The sequence below is a fragment of the Enterococcus sp. SMC-9 genome (assembly GCF_021011285.1).
Taxonomy (GTDB): Bacteria; Bacillota; Bacilli; order Lactobacillales; family Enterococcaceae; genus Enterococcus_C; species Enterococcus_C montenegrensis.
The window spans coordinates 22541-35402 of sequence record NZ_JAILYE010000008.1; the positions used below are offsets into that span (position 1 = coordinate 22541).

Here is a 12862-nt window from a genome sequence, read left to right on the forward strand (position 1 = left end):
AGTAACTCTAGACTTTAATGCATTCGTTTAATTTCTTGGAATAAGCATCAACATAGATTTCCTTTTTATCGCCATTCAAAGTAATTTCGTACATTAAGGCACCTTTTAATTTTGTAGATAATATCGCTTTGCTATTTTGTAGTGCCTTACAACTCCAAACAACAAATACATCCTCTTTTTTTGTCATAGTGTATTCTTCAGGATTACGTCCACGATTTTCACGTTCAAGAACTAATTCTACACATTTTTCAATAAATTTCTCATGCTGCATTATTTTCCCTCCTTATAGTCCACCCTTAAAACTTCACATCCAACCCGTTCATACCATTCAACGACTTGCTTCAAGCAATGAGGCGTATGAGATAACAGTTGAATCATGAGTATAGATTCTTTGTTCGAACCTTGCATAATATCTACGTACACATACACGCCATTCCACTGGTCACGTAATCCTGTGGGATAATTCTCGGTTTCAAGGGCTCGCTTATAGACATCTACTACATCTCTAGAAACTTGAATTCTTAATACTGCTTCACAAAAATCCTTCATACCTTACCTCCTACTTTTTTTATTTTTGGACCAAGAACTTTCTTGGCTTACTGTGATAATAATTTTATCGTTTGCTAATTCTGGTAAATCAAACTCGTTTAGCGCTTGTAATAGTGCTTGCTGTTTTGATTGTGCATAAACAAATGTAAAATCACGCCAACGGTCAAAAGCATGACTGGCTGTTACCTTATAAGCATTCATTTTTAAACTCCTTTACGTCTGGTGGTTTCTTTATTGGCAATACAAAAAGCCCAACAATCTCTTTAAGAGTCATTGGGTTCCAGTGACTATTCTGTTTTTCTGACATAATCTAGACCCCCTTCGATTTTGGGTACAAAAATAGCACTCAATCATTTTTTCATGACTAAGTGCTTAAAAAACCATTTGACTCCAGATTTCTGGTTCAATCTGTTCGAGGGGTTGTTCCTCTCTGATTGCTTTTTCTAGAATGTCAGCAGTTTCCTGAAGTTCTTCATCAGTGATGTTGACTGGATCACATAAGAGCACACGATCCAAACTATCATTACCAAACTTTTTTAAATAAGCCATTTCTGCTTTGATGTAGTTTTCTTTGCCCGTTTCCAATATCATCACCCCCTTATTTAGTTAACAACATTTCAATAACCCATTCAAACATTTCTTTATCATTCATCAAATCTAACGGCCGAGTATAAAGAGTATCTAGACCCATTGACATTAATTCATAAGCTCTTCCACCGTAATCTTTACCCATATAAGGACTATTAAAGTTATCCACTCTTGTCACTTCACTAGCTCTATAGCCAATACCTGGGAAAATATCTTTGAGACGCTTCAAGTCTTCGCCTTTTGTTCTCATCTCGTAGAAATCTTTTTCAGCGTCTAATAATAATTTATTGATATGTTCTTGACGGTGGGCCATTTCATGAAGAGCAGTTCTAAACTGATTTCTTTGGCCAGAACTATTAGACAGTCTTAACTCACTTGGCCCGACTTTTGAATGCAAATAATATCCACGTTTCGCTTTTCCTACATCTAGTTGACCATATTCGATAGAATTCTTTATCCAATCAGTAGGATAGTGGTCGTAAACATCTCTCATGAATTTTGCATATTTTGATTTTGGCTTAGTAAAGTGAGAACTTATGTCAAGATTTCTCAATCCCATCGATCTGTATTGCCCAAGAATTTCTTTTACTGCAGCGGCATTCAAGTGAGCGTTATTTTTTTGAAGTTCAGCTAACTCTTTATATTTAACTTGTATTTGAACACGAAGCGTTTCATCAAATTTGCCAGACTTTCTAATCTTCGTGTATTGATTATACATTTCGTCATATTGCCTTTTAAGCTGAATTTCGGCTTTTGCACGTTGACGTATAGCGTCATCGTTTTCCAAAAGACGTGCTACTTTTTGATAATTTTTGGCACTATCTTCACTCTTATTATACCCCGTTTTACCAGAATCTGCATTTTTGAGGCGGTTAAGTTTCACGCCCCATTTATTACTAGCGAATTCATCTAGCATATCACCAAACAACGCTTCATACTCAGCATCAATTGCTTCATTGTCCAATTCTGGCATCTTAGGCATTAGTGTACAGCGACAACGGCCATGATAGGGAGGTTCATCCCCCTCCTCAACAACTTGTTTGTGTTTTTTACCACAGATACTACAAACACGCTCATCTTCTGCGGTAAAAACTTGGCCAGCAGGAACGCCGGTTGCTTTAAAAGATGCTTTAATTCCTTCGACAGCAAAATGAGAGTATTCAGTTCGTACTAAATTCTCAATAGCATTATCAAACTTACTACTTTCTAGTTTAAACATATCTGCTATTTCAGAATTTCCTCGCGTTGTTTTGAGGGACTCTGCTAATCCTTCGCCACTCGCAATAGCGTTCGTTACAGCTTTAGAAAGGTTTTGTTCCAACTTAGACACATTACCCCACAGTCGGTTAGAAAACGTCTTACCCGACCAAGGATAGTTCATAATTGCGTCTAATTCTGCTTTTGGCAGTGGTGATACATCTCCACCTAAAAGATAGCCTAATGCATTTGCATTTGAGTTGTAAGTTCGATTCACAATATCTTCTAGTCGATTATTAAACTTACCAGTCGCATCTTTTTTAATCATAGCTGAAGCTAATTCGTTAAAAATGTCAGTTCGCATTTGGAGTAGTCTGTTGACTTTAGCGTAATCGTACGGTGGGAAGTATTCATCAATGAATTCTTGATATTTTGCATCTGAGCTCATCAACTCTTGATAGTTTTGATCAATATACTTTCTGTATTTTTCTTGATCTCGCTTGCTATAATCCGCTAACAATTCCGCTTGCGTCATATCATGTAAATCGGCTTGAGATAGCAATTTGGCTTGTATATTCTTTAACGCTTCTGGAAAGATATCTTGTAAAAGTCTAGTCGTATCGTTTTCCATTTTTAGCCTGGCTAAATCTTCTAATTCGCGACGTTTTTCCCAATATTTTATTGACCAGTTACTCATCGCTACCACCGGCTTTAGCAGAATACTCACTATCCGGATAAGACTGATTAGATTCTACGTCCATCATTTCATTTTCGTAGTCTACATCACTGACAAACGGAATTTGGCTTTGAATCGTTCGTTTAGACACATAAGGCGCTAGTTTAGGCAATGCCTCGGCAAGATAGCCTAAATCCGTTGGCAAAGAACGTGAGAATGTAAATATGATTTTATTTGGATCGATATCGACTTTTTCCGCGAATCTCATAAATGCTGCCATTGTTTCAGCACATTCTTTTAATCCTTCTCTAAAATACTGTTCTTTGGTGTTTGTCTTGGCTTCCAAGCTGATAATTTGCCATTTTCTGGCCTCCCCAGAGCTATTAGACTTAAACACCTCATCGTTAAAATCGATTGCTTTACAGATTGTGTAGAACTGTTTTTTCAACAGGTTAAAATGATACTCGTTAAAATCTTTTTGCAAGTCTTTTGTGACATATCCAGCTTTCGCTTGTGGATCACGTAGATTAATAATACCTAATTGCTCCATCATGCGTTTTGCTTTGTCTTCATTAATATCTGCACCAGTAATCAGCATATATGCAAGCTTGAATTGTTCAATTTCGTTCTGTTGATCAGATAGCACACGATCAATTGCATCACTGATTTCCTCAGCAACTTCAAAATCACAATAACGGTTCGTATTATTTTTAAACTCCGAAAGATTAATGATTCCTAACGGGTTTCCCACTTCATCTAAAAACTTAAACTTACCAAAATCTTGTGCCACACCATCAACATATCTAGCGTAGGTAATAATCTTTGATTCTGTCACCAACTTTAATTCTTCGTAATATTTCTTTTGAAGGCTATCGTATTTATCTTGGATATACACAGCACCATTTTCATATTTCTCGGCTTTCCACGGCTCTATGTTAGATGCCCACAGCTCCCATTTATCTTTTTGTTTGCTAGGCTCCAATAGTCGAAACGCCACACCGCAGGCACCTTGAAAAGTAGCGGTATCGGGGTCGAGCATTGGAAATCTCATTTGGCTGATTTGATTGACTAGCGTGTCAAATTCTTTTGGGACAGATGGTGTAGAAATTTGATTGCCAACCAATTTATCTCTCAATTTTTGAACTAAGGTTCGTTTTTGCTCAGACACGTCATAATCCCATTTGATAGGAATCCCGACAAAATGGTTCACTGCTTGATCTACTACGATGTTATACATACCACCGTGGATTTTATTATTCACCTTGATGATTTTCGTATCTGGTTTTTTCCGGTCGTCAATTTCGTTTTTCTCGCTAGTGTAAGCAAGATACTTTCTTTCACGATCATCAAAAAATGGCTTCATGTCTTCAACGAATCCATTGGGATTGAACATATCATCTTTGATTTGTGTAGCATATTTTACTCTCAACCGTTTATATTTTTTTAACGATATTTCCGAATTAATCAAAATTACACCTCCTAATAAGCAACAAATTCAAACTCATCTCCACTTGCTATGGTCTCAGCAATACCCGTAGTAGCATCCGGTGCATCATCATGCTTGTTTTTACCTTCACGCTGATAACTGGTCATCGCTTGGTAATATTCCGGCCACCGTGTACGCCAATCTGCTGGCATTCTCACATGTTGCTCAATCCAAGCGCTATTAGAATATATCCGCGCTTGCTTGTTTGCTGATTGATAAAAATCCTCAATAGCCGCTGCACACTTGCCAGCAATCTTATCTTTAACGGCACGAGCAAAAGAACGCCCACCATTATTCCGCTCAATGCGGCTATGGTTGACGTTCTGATTAATTATTTGATTTGCTACAGCCACTTCCGTGTATTCCATTGGCTCCTGTGTATAGATGACATCTAACACATCTACATCACCGCTTCCGTCAGCCAATTCCCCAAACACAACTGAACAGAGATAATCGGCACCAGTATCTGCTGTATCGCAGTATTGCCAGATTTTCCGGTAGTCGCTGCGGCCGTCATAGGTTCGGAATTCTCGATACAATCGCCCTTTGATGTCGATGGGTGTTTGCTGATAGTTTGCTGCAGCAATGTCAGCACCCATCGTTTTTGTTTTACGAAGGTACTCTTTTTTCGAAAGAATTTCATCGCATAACATTATGTCTGATTCTTCGTTATAAGCCTGCATATTAATATGTTTGACACGATACCCAGACAATGGCAGCTCTCTCAATGCTCTTCCCGCTAAGTCATCACTATGCCAACGAGTCATGATAATAATAATTTTGCCACCTGTTTCAAGTCTGGATAGCATTGTGTTGATAAACCAATCCCAGTGTTTTTCCAGTACCATTGCGTTATTAGCCTCTTCCGCGTTTTTAATTAGATCATCAATCACAATGATGTCTGCACCAAAACCAGTAGCGGTACCCGTTGGAGATGTGGCCAGATAATTATTATAGCCATTTTGGAGACTCCACAAATTCATGGCTCCGTCACCTTGCTTGATTGTCACGTTGGGAAATATATCGCTAAAGACGATTCGTTTCTCATCTGCTTTAATTTCTTGAATTGCATTACGAACACCTTTTGAAAACGTAGTCGATAGTGTCTCGTTGTATGACCCTGTCATGATTTTTTTAGACTGATCGTTCCCTAAGACCCACTCAACGAACTTCCCGCCAGTTCTTGATTTTCCATGTCGCGGTGGCTCATTAATAATAAGTACATCATGCTCATCATCTGAAAGGAAACCTTGCAATTCATTACATAGGTCTTTTAGGAATAAACGATTTGGCTTATAGAACGTTTCCGCTGTAGTCTGACAGTAGTCCCAAAAGAAACGGCGTGATAATTCTAATTTTGCACCTAAAGCAATCTTATCCATCTCTAGAAGCCAACTTTCGGAGTTCATCTTCGGTTAGGCCAGCATATGGGTTACTTATTCCCAAATTCCCGGAAAGTTCGGTTTCCTTTTTATCACGCCACACGTCAGGTTTTCGATTCTTAAGCCAAAAGGCAGCAGCTCCTGTGTCTGGCGCTACTTGTTTATCAACCTCCAGAAATACAATGCGTTCACGTGTAGGAACCGCCTTTATTGCAGCATCTTTAACTTCTTGCAAATCAGCTTCTGGGTGATCAAGTTTATAACGATTTTCAAATTCTCGACGCTCGCTTTCAACTACATCTCTGTCTCTGTCTACAACTTTCGCTGTCCGCTCAGTATATTCATAACCGATTGCTCTTTTAAAAAGCGCATTTTCAACTTGACGGTCTACTACTTCTTTCCCCTTTTTTAAGGCCTGACAAATCTGACTATAATTATCTTTCCAACGATACAAGGTTTTAGGTGCAATTCCCATATTTTCAGATATTTGTTCATCAGTGAGACCGTCACGGGCCCAACCTTCAATTTTTATTAACCCTTCATCTGTTAACCACTCTTGATATTTACCCCTAGCCACGATCTCACCTGCTTTCTTTTCAAATTAAAAAGACCACTCATCATGAGTGATCTCTATGTACAGACACTGGACCAGACTACCGCCCCCAGTCGTGGCAAACTCGTGTGACAAAGCCTTACGCAGGCAACTTGCCGTGTCTCTGACAAGTCCAACTTAATGTTAAGCAACCTACACAGACATCGCCGTGATCTGGGCTGTCTCCTTGTCCTTGTACTTCGGACGCCACACCTCGCCCTCAGTTGCTATTGTGGGCGCTTATGTCCCGATGTTTCTTTGGCACCACTTTATGAGATTGACTTGTCCTGACGGTACCTGCTAGACAAGCTCAGCACCTGATGGCTCAGAGTACCGTATCAATCCCACAATTTGGGTCAGATACTCCACGCATTGCGCAATGCTGTGAAGTCCTCCCAATGTCACTGGAGTGGCACTGCCCCACTCACGATAGTTTTGATCCGGCGTGTGGCGGCTGTCTACTATCAACCGATATGGACTTTCACCATATGTTATTGCATAAGCAATATCCCCGGACTCTCATGCGTCTTCTACTTCCGCCACAGTGACAAAAACGGGAAACCAGACGCCATCATTTAAGAATTGATTTCAGGAGGAAATCCCACGTGAGTAGTGTTCCGTCTGTTTCCCGCTTCTTTGATAATACTATTATATACCTTTAATTGTGGTACATGTGTGCACGTTTTGTGCATATGTTACCAATCATTAATCATATCAATGCCAAATAATATAACGGATAAATCAGTTAACGCCTCATTACAGTTGCGATTTACTGTCGAACGATCCACATGAAGCTGTTCTGCCAATTTATCTTCGCTTAATAAAGGTACGTCAATATACCTCTTGTTAATGATTCGCCATTTTCTCCTGTCTTCAGGTTTATTTGAAGATTTGCACATTTGCTCATAAGCTTTCAGGCAGATGTCTACATGTTTCATCAATTTCACCGATTTCGCTTTATTCTGCATAAGAATATCTAAGTTTAACCACTTATGTTCCCAGAAAGAACCTTGCACTTCTTCAACATGTTCTTCAACAGCCCTACTATGAGCTTTTAACTTATGATAATTCGACATTAGAAGTTTCGCATTATGAAAAGCTCTTTTTTTAAATAGTTTCTTTTCTTGTTCTCTATCTTTGCGAATCGATACCACTATTTTTTGAGCTAATTCATCTAGTTGTTTTTCTGACAATTCATTAATTTGCACTTCCAATTACCTGCCTCCGCTCCTATTTATCTTCTTTAGCCGAACGCTCACCTAACAAATATCCTAATAATAACGTCATTAAGAAAAACAACGCTCCTACTATCATTTTGATAATCATTACTAAGCCCCCGGTCTAAATGTATTTTGTATACTTGCTCGAAAGTTTTTTAAGTGTTCTTCCGTCACGGAATCAGCGATGTTATATCTATCCTTAATTACTGGCATTGCTGCATCCTTTAAATAGCTTTGGCGAATCTTTATTTTTGTCTCACCGCTTTGTTTGATTACATCACGTCCGTTAATGATACTTTGAATATCAGCGTCGCTTAATACTATTTCTCTCATCATTTTCCCTCCTGTTCTAAAGCCCAATTAGCAAATGCTTGTAGGACTTGCGCTTCTTCCTGTTTGCTTAATTTCCGGAAAATGCGCTTAACACTTAAATGCTCGTCAGTGCCGTATGGGTAATGGACAGTCAGAAAATATATGATAGTCGACAGGCGCTCGTTGTAGTCAATGTATCTATTTTTAAACCACTCCAGCACTGTCTGCTGATTCGCATTGAACCTAAACGGCAACATTTCCCTAAGTTCGTCTGGGTGCATCTCAATCCATTTTCTGACGTCTGGGTCGTCTAATATATGGTGACCAGAATTATAGATCACACCTATCATGAGGCTGTCATAACTATCAGCAGTGAGTCTCTTATCTTCGATCCATGCTTTGACTTGCTCTTTCATTCAGTGTCCTCCATCGCTTTGCCCTGTAATTCGTCGATTAAATCACAAATCACACCACCATAATCCGAACAGATACTATCCATTTTATCTGTGTGATGCTTTAAAGAAGAATCAAACCATCTTGCATTTTGAATATTTAAATTCAAAGCTAAACTTGTCTTGGCATTGTAATCTTCAACGTAGTAATATCTGCCGATTTTAATAACTTGTTGCCGACCGCTCATTCCGCTACCTCCTCTAAGTCAACTTCCACTACTTCAATAGGGTATCTGGCGCTCTCATTCCAAACTTGAGCTAACTTGTCTAGCAGCTCTCTGCGTTCTGATACGATGTCAATTGTCAGATTCTCAGTAAGTTGCAAGTGTCCTGTGACTTTAACACTTTTAATATAAGCACCAACATGTGATTTCAGCGCATAATATGTCATACCTCCTCCACCTCACCATCAATCAATGTGGCTACCGCTTCTGCTGTTTTTTTATCTAGGAAAATCAATGATGGTCGTTTGTTATCACTAAAATCTATCACCTTACTATTGTGTAGATTCGATGTAATACTATTAACCCAATATCCGTCGCTCGTTTTAACTATCCACTTTGGTTCCTGCTTGACGGTGTAGCCGTATTTCATTCGAGTTAGAATTTCGTATGAATCAGTTGAACCGTCAATAAACCAATCCTCAAATTCGTTCTTTGTACCTTTCTCTGAAATTTCAATTGTTGTTTCATACAACGCTTGTTCTAAATCATCCTTGTTTGATTCAAACCAGTCTGCCACAAACTGGGGAACTTCTGGTTTTACAGGTTCATCAAGTTCTTTAGCTAAATCAAGCGCAATTTCTTTCATACTGTTGAAACCTAGTGTCCAACTATCGTTAAGCCAAACCGCAGGTTGTTGTAATGCAATCCTTTCAATCAATTCTTGTTTATTCATTGTTTTCCTCCTATTTCAAATCTCTTAACCTTTCAACATAACCAGCATTTACGAAAAATAGTTTTAGCCATTGCTTAGCTATCTTAGATGCAAGTTTCGACCCTCTTCGATACACTGAAATATAGGAAAGTACGGATTCATCAATCGGTTGCATTTGATTATTTTTCATTTTAAATTCAATATCTATACTGACTTTTTCAATCAATTCTTCTAGTTTATCCATGCTGCTTTTCCTCCTCCTAGTATTTTCCAAAACGGAAACTGTTCACGCGAATAATTGTTTGCCCCAGTTTCTAAATTTTTCATAACATTACTCTTTCTTAAAATTTTTCATCTATAATACAAAAACAAGGAGGAAATACTTATGAAAAAATATAGCATTTCTATTTTATTTTTTATTATAGGCGTGGCTTTCTTCATACTTCCGCGATTGTTGGTTCTCATCTTGACGCAAATGGTATGTTGGTTGAACCGGCATTTTTCTGCATTCCGCTTGGTTATTTATCATTCGGTACTTCATTCTTCACAGCAATCTATTATTTATTACGAAAAAAATCAAAATTGAATAAAGCTAGTTAAACGAACGGCCGAAAGGTCGTTTTTTCATATAATCCAGTTTTATCTGTTTTCAGCTCATTAAATAGTCAATCTCTCAAAATCCTGCTACAATTTAGCTGTGTTTGGCGGAAAACAAGCACATTGTTCACTGTGAGGCAGCGAGTGGTCTGCTGCCTCTAATTGTTGCTAACTTTTTTTTATTTTAGCTGCAGCAATTTGCGTCGGTAAGATATCTTTGCAGACATAGCTGCTCTGATACGTAGGATTTGATTTCTTATCTCGGTCATCATTTGTAAAAAAATCAACTCTTGGATAGAGATATAAAACTTCAATTGGAAAATCTTTTAGAAGTTCAAAACGCTTTTTGCTATCGTACAAACCAGAAACGTTCATCAACATTGCAAATGGTTTGCCAATATTAATTAGCCTTTCTAAAACATCATCTTTAGTGCTATACGGTGGATTACTTATGATGTAATCGCAATTAGGTATATCTGTATTAAAAAAATCTTTTCCTTCAAAGATATGAGAATGGATAACCTTATGCCCCCCTCATTCAAGACTTTTACATAGTTAGAATGTGGTAAATCGAATGGGCACCATATTGTTGAATTAGGTTTTAAATACTCCAAAATTGGAATAACTGCATATTCTGGCGTATACCATTCATCACTTTTTGCTTTTTGTCTTTGTGCCATTTTCTCACTCCTTTGCGGTTACTTTGCAATTTCCTAATGTGTACGTCGTATGGTTGAGCAGTGAATTCTTTAAATTCGTCAAAATTTAAGTTAGCGATATTAATCCAAATTTCTTGCTCTTTATCCCACGCTCTAAACTTCGGTATCATTTGGCACCTCCGATTGATACTCCATGACTTTCTTTTCGTATATCTCAATTTCTTCTTGTGTCGCCGGAACTAGTCTGCGTGTTTCGAAGCCGACACTATGAATGCAATAGACATCCGTGTCATTCCATTGGTACCAGTCACCCCATGCAAGCGTGACTTTTTCATCGTCTTCCCAAATCTCATTCCAGATATCATGTGTAGTCACTTTCACAGCTTTTCCAAATGCGGGCGGGTGTGCGTCTGTTAATTTGTAAACTTTATCGACTTCAAACATTCACTCAACCTCCCAACGGTTAATTTCAACTAGCTTTACATTACCTTCCGGTTTACTGCGAACCGTGTAAAGATAGTTCTCGCTAACACCTATCTGTTTTGCAATTTCATGAATTGTTCCCTCAACACAAATATCTTTTCTTTGGTAACGATATTTTCTATCTCGTTGTTCAACTTTGTATCCGGCAACGATATCTTTTTTTGTCCCTTGTTTATAAAATTTACTTGGACTCATTCCCACAAATAACGCTGCATTCGCTTTTGTATTGAAAAAATATTCGTTTCCTGTATCGATATCTGTTAATCGCACAGACATTGATACTTTGTCGCTTACGTGTATATCTGTGTTATCTTTTGATTTTTTTGACTTCTCACTTATCCGTTTAAGACGATTGAACTCATTTGTTAGCGCCCGAAGCTTTATTTCTTTCTCTTCTTCGGTCAAATCACTATCCAAAACCTGCCCTTGCGTAATGGCTATCTGTCGTTTTTGTTCAGTAATTGTCATATGCTGCCACCTCAGAATGGCAAATCGTCATCGCTGATGTCGATTGTCGTACCACTAAAATCATCCATAGGATTTAGCCCTAAATTAGCCTGTGAAGCGTTCTGTTGGTTTTGAGTGTAATTATTCGTCTGCACTTTCGGAACGCTCATATTGCTCGTATTTTGGCTAGAATTGCTATTTTTGCTCTCTAACAGTTGGAAATTCTCGGCAACCACTTCTGTAACGTACACGCGTTGTCCTTGTTGATTTTCATAATTCCGCGTTTGAATGCGTCCGGTAACACCTAGCAGCGTTCCTTTGCGGGCATAATTCGCTAATGTTTCGGCTGGTTTACGCCAGATTACGCAATTGATAAAATCAGCTTCGCGCTCACCGCTTTGGTTCGTGAAATTACGATTTACTGCTAAAGTAAAGGTCGCGACTGCTTGACCGTTTGCTGTATATTTGAGGTCAGGGTCTTTAGTTAGACGCCCAACCAAAACTGTATTATTAATCATCTGTTTTCCTCCTCGTTATCTGTAAAGAATTCTTCCATCATTTTTTCTATTTCAGATTTTCTTGATGGGTCACTCTTCGGTTGTTGTTCTTGCCAATTTGGCATTGTTTCTTGCTTCACTGGCGCTTGCCAGCTCTTCTTAGGTGCAGCCGGTTGAGCACGATCTCTTTTAGACCAGTTTCTGATTGTTGCCAAATGATTCTTGTAACCTTTACCTGTCGATGCCATATATTCAGAAAGTCGCTCTATTCTGTCTTCGTAGTCACTTGAAAATTCGTTTTTTACTTTCGCCATATCTTCGTCACTTAATAAGACATTTTTATATGCCCCATATTTATGGCGAATAGGTTTAGCTTTCGGAGTGTTCTCCGAAGGCGTAACATCTTTTCTATCTCTAACCTTACCTAACCTATCCTTACCTAACCTAACCTGTGTATCCATTTGGTATGACAGTTGGTTGTCGTTTGGTATACCAACATCATCTAGAGAGTATGATTTGTTATCTTTTTCGCTTAGTAGCGCCTTTTCGTCTTGATACATCGTAGGTTTAAATCTGTCGTTTCGGATGTAGTTATGAATTTTCCAATGCTTTATTACAATCACGCCACTTTCAAAAGCTAAAATAAAATTCTTAGCCATTAAAATTCGCAAATCGTCATCTGACGAGCCAATCATGCGCTGTATTTTTCGGGGATTATTTATAAATCCCTCATCATCTGCTCTCATAGAAAGATGAAAGTATAAGGCTTGTGATGAAAGCGGCATATCCAGAAAGGCGTCGCTGTCTATTATTGTTTTTGCGAACATTCTACGTTCTGCCACGTTATCC

22 protein-coding genes and 1 pseudogene are annotated in these 12862 nt (G+C 38.4%); 2 read left to right on the plus strand and 21 right to left on the minus strand.

Going from position 1 to position 12862, the window contains the following annotated elements:
- Window positions 1-7: 7 nt before the first annotated feature.
- The 8 genes and pseudogenes from K4422_RS12455 to K4422_RS12490 form a co-directional block, all read right to left on the minus strand.
- Window positions 8-271 carry a DUF6275 family protein gene (locus K4422_RS12455; protein WP_230711324.1) on the minus strand — a complete coding sequence of 88 codons (264 nt, stop codon included), beginning with the start codon at window positions 269-271 and terminating at the stop codon, window positions 8-10.
- Window positions 271-549 (minus strand): hypothetical protein, encoded by a 279-nt coding sequence (locus K4422_RS12460; protein WP_230711325.1) that lies wholly within the window; start codon window positions 547-549, stop codon window positions 271-273. The genes K4422_RS12455 and K4422_RS12460 overlap by 1 nt, the downstream gene beginning before the upstream one ends.
- A 3-nt stretch (window positions 550-552) precedes the next feature.
- Entirely contained in the window at window positions 553-750 is a 198-nt protein-coding gene (locus K4422_RS12465) for a hypothetical protein (RefSeq protein WP_230711326.1), read from the minus strand.
- A gap of 171 nt (window positions 751-921) precedes the next feature.
- Window positions 922-1134, minus strand: a complete 213-nt coding sequence (locus K4422_RS12470) for a hypothetical protein (RefSeq protein ID WP_230711327.1) — start codon at window positions 1132-1134, stop codon at window positions 922-924.
- Window positions 1135-1147: 13 nt separating this feature from the next.
- On the minus strand, window positions 1148-3031 hold the full coding sequence (locus K4422_RS12475; protein WP_230711328.1) for a phage head morphogenesis protein: 1884 nt from the start codon (window positions 3029-3031) through the stop codon (window positions 1148-1150).
- Window positions 3027-4478 (minus strand): annotated as a pseudogene (locus tag K4422_RS12480) (phage portal protein); the annotation flags it as partial. The gene K4422_RS12475 and the pseudogene K4422_RS12480, both read right to left, overlap by 5 nt.
- 11 nt (window positions 4479-4489) lie before the next feature.
- Window positions 4490-5878: a phage terminase large subunit gene (gene terL / locus K4422_RS12485; protein WP_230711330.1), complete on the minus strand. Its 1389-nt coding sequence runs from the start codon at window positions 5876-5878 to the stop codon at window positions 4490-4492.
- Entirely contained in the window at window positions 5871-6455 is a 585-nt protein-coding gene (locus K4422_RS12490) for a helix-turn-helix domain-containing protein (protein ID WP_230711331.1), read from the minus strand. The genes terL and K4422_RS12490 overlap by 8 nt, the downstream gene beginning before the upstream one ends.
- A gap of 335 nt (window positions 6456-6790) precedes the next feature.
- Between K4422_RS12490 and K4422_RS12495 the strand changes: the two genes are divergently transcribed.
- Window positions 6791-7018, plus strand: a complete 228-nt coding sequence (locus K4422_RS12495) for a hypothetical protein (protein ID WP_230711332.1) — start codon at window positions 6791-6793, stop codon at window positions 7016-7018.
- Between the two features lie 147 nt (window positions 7019-7165).
- Here K4422_RS12495 and K4422_RS12500 read toward each other — a convergent pair whose 3' ends face one another.
- From K4422_RS12500 to K4422_RS12530, 7 genes are all read right to left on the minus strand, one after another.
- Window positions 7166-7678, minus strand: coding sequence for a hypothetical protein (locus tag K4422_RS12500; protein WP_230711399.1), 513 nt, complete (start codon window positions 7676-7678; stop codon window positions 7166-7168).
- A 120-nt stretch (window positions 7679-7798) separates the two neighbouring features.
- A complete protein-coding gene (locus K4422_RS12505; RefSeq protein ID WP_230711333.1) occupies window positions 7799-8023 on the minus strand; it encodes a hypothetical protein in 225 nt (74 codons plus the stop codon).
- A complete protein-coding gene (locus K4422_RS12510; protein ID WP_230711334.1) occupies window positions 8023-8418 on the minus strand; it encodes a hypothetical protein in 396 nt (131 codons plus the stop codon). The genes K4422_RS12505 and K4422_RS12510 overlap by 1 nt, the downstream gene beginning before the upstream one ends.
- Window positions 8415-8642, minus strand: a complete 228-nt coding sequence (locus tag K4422_RS12515) for a hypothetical protein (protein WP_230711335.1) — start codon at window positions 8640-8642, stop codon at window positions 8415-8417. The genes K4422_RS12510 and K4422_RS12515 overlap by 4 nt, the downstream gene beginning before the upstream one ends.
- On the minus strand, window positions 8639-8845 hold the full coding sequence (locus K4422_RS12520) for a hypothetical protein (protein WP_230711336.1): 207 nt from the start codon (window positions 8843-8845) through the stop codon (window positions 8639-8641). Before K4422_RS12520 ends, K4422_RS12515 begins: the two co-directional genes overlap by 4 nt.
- Window positions 8842-9351 (minus strand): DUF1642 domain-containing protein, encoded by a 510-nt coding sequence (locus K4422_RS12525; protein WP_230711337.1) that lies wholly within the window; start codon window positions 9349-9351, stop codon window positions 8842-8844. Before K4422_RS12525 ends, K4422_RS12520 begins: the two co-directional genes overlap by 4 nt.
- A 10-nt stretch (window positions 9352-9361) precedes the next feature.
- The gene (locus K4422_RS12530) at window positions 9362-9574 is read right to left on the minus strand and encodes a hypothetical protein (protein ID WP_230711338.1); all 213 of its coding nucleotides are present in this window, start codon (window positions 9572-9574) and stop codon (window positions 9362-9364) included.
- A gap of 236 nt (window positions 9575-9810) precedes the next feature.
- Between K4422_RS12530 and K4422_RS12535 the strand changes: the two genes are divergently transcribed.
- The gene (locus K4422_RS12535; RefSeq protein WP_230711339.1) at window positions 9811-9930 is read left to right on the plus strand and encodes a DUF3955 domain-containing protein; all 120 of its coding nucleotides are present in this window, start codon (window positions 9811-9813) and stop codon (window positions 9928-9930) included.
- A 165-nt stretch (window positions 9931-10095) separates the two neighbouring features.
- On the opposite strand, the gene K4422_RS12540 is transcribed toward K4422_RS12535, so the two are convergent.
- The 6 genes from K4422_RS12540 to K4422_RS12565 all read right to left on the minus strand — a co-directional run bounded on the left by K4422_RS12540 (window position 10096) and on the right by K4422_RS12565 (window position 12840).
- Window positions 10096-10308 carry a hypothetical protein gene (locus K4422_RS12540; protein WP_230711340.1) on the minus strand — a complete coding sequence of 71 codons (213 nt, stop codon included), beginning with the start codon at window positions 10306-10308 and terminating at the stop codon, window positions 10096-10098.
- Between the two features lie 68 nt (window positions 10309-10376).
- The gene (locus K4422_RS12545) at window positions 10377-10607 is read right to left on the minus strand and encodes a hypothetical protein (protein WP_230711341.1); all 231 of its coding nucleotides are present in this window, start codon (window positions 10605-10607) and stop codon (window positions 10377-10379) included.
- Window positions 10608-10739: 132 nt separating this feature from the next.
- The gene (locus K4422_RS12550; protein ID WP_230711342.1) at window positions 10740-10967 is read right to left on the minus strand and encodes a hypothetical protein; all 228 of its coding nucleotides are present in this window, start codon (window positions 10965-10967) and stop codon (window positions 10740-10742) included.
- 63 nt (window positions 10968-11030) lie between these two features.
- Entirely contained in the window at window positions 11031-11537 is a 507-nt protein-coding gene (locus K4422_RS12555) for a hypothetical protein (RefSeq protein WP_230711343.1), read from the minus strand.
- An 11-nt stretch (window positions 11538-11548) separates the two neighbouring features.
- Window positions 11549-12034, minus strand: a complete 486-nt coding sequence (gene ssb / locus K4422_RS12560) for a single-stranded DNA-binding protein (protein WP_230711344.1) — start codon at window positions 12032-12034, stop codon at window positions 11549-11551.
- Window positions 12031-12840, minus strand: a complete 810-nt coding sequence (locus K4422_RS12565) for a replisome organizer (RefSeq protein WP_230711400.1) — start codon at window positions 12838-12840, stop codon at window positions 12031-12033. The genes ssb and K4422_RS12565 overlap by 4 nt, the downstream gene beginning before the upstream one ends.
- Window positions 12841-12862: the final 22 nt, after the last annotated feature.